The following is a 4,818-nucleotide window of genomic DNA, read 5'->3' as shown; positions in this document are numbered from 1 at the left end:
CTCACAGCGGCAACCTGTCGAGATCCGATTTATTCCCGATCACCACTAGCACATCTTCTTGACAGAGCCGTCGATCAGGTTTGGGGTTAATATCAAAACTTTGAGATTGACCGATCGCTAAAACATTGAGTCCATAATCGCTCCGCAGCCTGAGTTCCAGGATGGTTTTGCCGTAAAAAGACTCTGGCACTTTGAGTTCGACAATACTATGTTCGGGATCTAAATCGAAGCGATCTAAAATTCCGGGCTTAGTCAGTGTCTGCGCTAAATTGCAACCTGCTTCATATTCTGGTAGCACTACTCGATCGGCTCCAACTTTTTGAAGCAGTTTAGCATGAACATCTGAAGAAGCTTTCGCGATTACATAAGCGACACCAGCTTCTTTGAGATTGAGGGTGGTAATAATACTTTCTTGTAAGTAGTTACCGATCGCCACAATTACAGTATCAAACTCAAAGATGCCCGCCTCCTTAAGTGCTAGCGGATTAGTAGAATCTAAGACTACGGCGTGGGCAGAAATTCCGGCAGCTAAAATATCAGCAACTCGGCTTTCATTAACATCTGTACCCAATACCTCATAACCCGACTGGTGTAGCGTTTCGCATACCGCTCGTCCAAATCTACCTAAACCAATTACGGCAAATTGGCGAGCTTTGTTGGGTCTTAAGTTACGAAAAAAGCTGAAAGCAGGACGTTCTGTTGAATTAGACATAATTTTGAGGGGAAAGGGGAAAGGGGAAAGTGAATAGATAAGATTTCAGATACATTGTAGGGTGGGCACTGCCCACCATCAGGGTTTCAGATGATTCTAGTAGTTGAAATAATTGTGCCGACCTACTTACTTATCGCTTAATTGCTTATTTTTTTACCCAACTAATAGGGATTCTTCTGGATAACTGACAGTACTAGGTTGAGGATCGCCTAATATAGAGGAAATCAGTAACAAAATTCCGACCCGTCCGATGTACATGGTCGCGATCAACACTAGTTTACTAAAAGATGTCAGCCCTGCGGTAATCCCGGTCGAGAGTCCGACGGTGGCGAAGGCAGAAACTACTTCAAACAAGATAGTGATAAAGTTGAGCTTTGGCTCGGCGATTGAAATGGCAATCGTCCCACAAAGGACTGTCACCATCGAGCCAAAAGAGACCGCAATCGCCTTGAGCAGAAGTGTATTTGGCACCTGACGGCGATAGAGAATCACCGACTCTTTCCCTTGCAAAATCGCATAAGTGCAGCTTGCGATCACCCGTGCGGTACTGGTTTTAATCCCGCCAGCCGTGCCGCCCGGACTACCCCCAACGAACATCAGCGCAACCGTCACAAACATCCCCGCGATCGTTAGTTTGGATTGGTCGATTGTATTAAAGCCAGCAGTGCGGGCAGTGACAGCTTGAAACCATGCGGCGAGTAGCTGCTCGGAAATACTCAGCGATCCTAATGTTTGGGAATTTCTAGTCTCGATCGCCCAAATCACCAAAGTACCACCAATTAGTAAAAATAGGGTTGTACTTACAGCTACCCGAAAATTCAACGTGCGCGCCGTCTTCATTTTTTGCCGCCGCAGCCGCTCTTGCAGCATCACATACAACTCCAAAATCACCTCATAACCAATCCCCCCAAAAATAATCAATCCGGTAATTACCGCGTTGACTAACAGGGAACCTCGATATCCCACCAAATTATCGGAAAACAAGCCAAAGCCAGCATTGTTCCAAGCACTGACGCTATGGAAGACGGCAAACCACAGCCCCTTTGCCCAACCGAGATCGGGGACAAATACCAGCAGCAGTAAAAAAGCTCCCGTTAACTCAAACAGCAGCGTTGTGGCAACAATTGATTGCAGAACTTGCGTACTACCTTGAAGCGCGCGGCGATCGAGTGATTGTTGAATGGCAACTTTGTCCTTTAGCCCAAATCTCCTGCCTAGCAACAGCAGTAGAAAAGTTGTCACTGTCATATAGCCCAAACCGCCGATCTGGATGAGCAGCATAATTACCAACTGTCCAAATCGGGAAAAATGAGTGGCGGTATCGACGACTACATGCCCTGTGACGCAGACGGCAGAGGTAGAGGTAAACAATGACACGATCGGGTCATTCCACTGCCCGCTCGTCGTCGAGAGCGGCAGCATCAGCAGCATTGCGCCAGTCAATATGACGGCAAGGAACCCCAGGCAAATAGTACGAGAAACTGTCATTTGAATTAATTAATTAATATTTAATAATTAATAATTATCGATTATTAATTATTAAATGATTTTTTGCTGGTTAGCGATCGTCAGGTGCGTTGTTCGATCGCAAACATATCTTACAGTTAAAGCGGATTACTCGCTAGTCGATTCAACCGGAGCATCGGTTTCGACAGTTTCACCAAAGGCGACACGGAGAAATGGTGGAGCGACAAAAGTTGTCAAAATCACCATGATAATAATCGACACCTGTAACGGTTTATCCAAAATACCACTCGCCGCACCGATCCCGGCAAATACCAAGCCCACTTCACCACGGGGAATCATCCCCACGCCGACCGCCCAACGGTTAATGCCAGGAATACCAAATACCGCCCAACCAGTCACCAATTTACCGATTACTGCCACCACGACTAAAAAGACGGCAATTAATAATCCTGCACGATTTTCCGGTACGGTCGGGTTCAAAACTCCCAAGTCCGCCCTTGCACCAACAGTCACAAAAAAGATCGGCACGAGCAAATCGGCGATCGGTTTAATCAGTTTATCTAACTCATCTCGTGCATCACTTTCATCTAACACCAACCCGGCAGCAAACGCGCCCAAAATTGCTTCTAGATGGATGGCATTGCCCAAAAATGCCATGAAAAAGGCAAAAATAAATGCGGGAATAATAATGTTGCCGCGAGTTTCGAGCTTCTCGACGATCGATGTAAATGTTTGATTGAAAAAACCGCCCAACAAAATTGAACCGATTAGAAATACGGTGGCACTGACGATTAAATAAATCAAATTAGTAACATCAATCTCACCAGTTTTGGCAAGACTGGCAACCACAGCCAGCACAATAATCCCCAGCACATCATCAATTACCGCCGCACCGACAATGATTTGACCTTCCTTAGACTTTAACTGCCCCAGCTCCGACAACACCTTTGACGTAATCCCGATACTCGTTGCCGTCAATGCTGCCCCAGCAAAAATTGCGGGAATTGCCGCCACATGAAACAAGAGCATCAACCCAATCGTTCCAGCAGCAAAGGGTACAGCTACTCCCACACAGGCAACTACAACCGCTTGAATTCCGACCGCTTTGAGTTGGCGCAAGTCAGACTCCAGCCCGATTTCAAACAGGAGGATAATTACGCCGAGTTCTGCCAGCACAGAGAGAACTTCGCTCTGAGACTCGAATACGGTTTCGATCCCCTCCGGCGACAGGTGATTGAGAGCTTGCAGTGCCGTCATCAACAGAGAATCCGCCGCTACTAAGCCACCTTCCGGAAAAATTACCAGATGTAGAGCCGAAACGCCCACAACTACACCTGCTACCAATTCCCCTAGCACTGGCGGAAAATCTAGTCGATTGGCTACTTCCGATCCAATTTTACTGGCGATAAAGATCGTCACTAGAGTTAGTAAGACTCCAGACAGAATAATCGGCGAGTATTCTGCTGCTACTGTCGCCAATAGTGGCGGTGCGCTGGCAGCACTCCATAAAGTCAAGGTGTCGTTCAAAAACATGGTTTGTTGTAATAAAAACGCAGAGGGATAGACAAAACAACCGAATCGCTATGTATGTAACATTACCAGCTTAGAGGATGAATGGATGCGTACGACTAGTTACCAGTAAAAAAAGCTTTCTGCGGCGCGGTTCAACCGCGCCGCATACTTGTTAGGCTTGATAAAATTCTTATAATATTAGTGACCGATCGTCATTTCCGACAATGGTTCAAACACCAATTAAGCCGATCTCACTCGCAGCTTTTCTTAAGCTGCCAGAAACTGAGCCTGCTAGTGAATTTGTCGATGGGCAAATCATCCAAAAGCCCATGCCACAAGGAAAGCATAGCACCATCCAGCGCGACCTGTGTAACGCAATTGAGGCAGCACTCAAGCCCGAACGGATTGCCCGCGCCTATCCAGAATTACGATGTACGTTCGGCGGACGTTCGACCATCCCTGACGTGACTGTGTTCGCATGGGATCGCATTCCTCGCGATGATGATGGCAAAATTGCGAATGTATTCGAGATCGCACCTGACTGGACGATTGAGATTCTCTCGCCAGAACAGAGCCAGACAAAAGTCATTCGTAATATTCTACATTGTCTTAGCAATGGCACTAAGATGGGCTGGTTAATCGATCCAGAAGAAGAACTGATATTCGTTTACTTTGAAGATCGCACGCTGGCAGTGTTTGAAGAAAAAGATAATTTATTACCCGTTCCGGAATTCGCAGCAGCATTTAAATTAACGGTCGGTGAATTATTTGGTTGGTTAGCGGATTAGCAGTGCAAGTAAACTAGAGATCGAGGAGCTTGTTGTGAGTCGCGATCGAGACGGCTTGTTTGCGATCGGTTGCCCCTAATTTGTGCAAAATCGTGTGGACGTGGACGCGGACGGTACCAGGCGTAATGTACAAGATTTCGGCGATTTCGCGATCGGTTTTAATAGTCGCAATCAGATTGAGGATGTCGCGTTCGCGTTTAGTGAGAGGTTCGACAGCTAGAGTCGCCACGTCAGTGGGATTATTTTGAAACAGCGTATGAATTTCAGCGGTGGCGGTGGCATCCCACCAAGACGCACCAGCAATAACCGATCGCATGGCTAAAACTATCGTTTCGGCGG

At 46.8% G+C, this 4,818-nt stretch carries 5 protein-coding genes; 1 reads left to right on the top strand and 4 read right to left on the bottom strand.

The genetic code is table 11. The features are described from left to right. Position 1 precedes the first annotated feature (1 nt). From RMO52_RS00870 to RMO52_RS00860, 3 genes are all read right to left on the bottom strand, one after another. Positions 2-712, bottom strand: a complete 711-nt coding sequence (locus RMO52_RS00870) for a TrkA family potassium uptake protein (RefSeq protein ID WP_310410143.1) — start codon at positions 710-712, stop codon at positions 2-4. 153 nt (positions 713-865) lie between these two features. Then, entirely contained in the window at positions 866-2,200 is a 1,335-nt protein-coding gene (locus tag RMO52_RS00865) for a TrkH family potassium uptake protein (RefSeq protein WP_309742986.1), read from the bottom strand. Positions 2,201-2,326: 126 nt separating this feature from the next. Then, the gene (locus RMO52_RS00860) at positions 2,327-3,712 is read right to left on the bottom strand and encodes a cation:proton antiporter (protein ID WP_310410140.1); all 1,386 of its coding nucleotides are present in this window, start codon (positions 3,710-3,712) and stop codon (positions 2,327-2,329) included. Positions 3,713-3,915: 203 nt separating this feature from the next. Between RMO52_RS00860 and RMO52_RS00855 the strand changes: the two genes are divergently transcribed. Beyond that, positions 3,916-4,479, top strand: a complete 564-nt coding sequence (locus RMO52_RS00855) for a Uma2 family endonuclease (protein ID WP_310410138.1) — start codon at positions 3,916-3,918, stop codon at positions 4,477-4,479. A 13-nt stretch (positions 4,480-4,492) separates the two neighbouring features. On the opposite strand, the gene RMO52_RS00850 is transcribed toward RMO52_RS00855, so the two are convergent. Next, on the bottom strand, positions 4,493-4,818 hold a 326-nt coding region (locus RMO52_RS00850), incomplete at its 5' end, for a response regulator transcription factor (protein ID WP_310410136.1).

This window comes from Chamaesiphon sp. OTE_8_metabat_110, assembly GCF_031382685.1.
Lineage (GTDB): Bacteria > Cyanobacteriota > Cyanobacteriia > Cyanobacteriales > Chamaesiphonaceae > Chamaesiphon.
The sequence above is the reverse complement of the archived record's forward strand: the minus strand, read 5'-3'. Positions and strand labels throughout refer to the sequence as shown.

Excerpts from the sequence above, each read along its gene's own strand:
- RMO52_RS00870 (WP_310410143.1), bottom strand. The coding sequence starts at position 712 with ATGTCTAATTCAACAGAACGTCCTGCTTTCAGCTTTTTTCGTAACTTA.
- RMO52_RS00865 (WP_309742986.1), bottom strand. The coding sequence starts at position 2,200 with ATGACAGTTTCTCGTACTATTTGCCTGGGGTTCCTTGCCGTCATATTG.
- RMO52_RS00860 (WP_310410140.1), bottom strand. The coding sequence starts at position 3,712 with ATGTTTTTGAACGACACCTTGACTTTATGGAGTGCTGCCAGCGCACCG.
- RMO52_RS00855 (WP_310410138.1), top strand. The coding sequence starts at position 3,916 with ATGGTTCAAACACCAATTAAGCCGATCTCACTCGCAGCTTTTCTTAAG.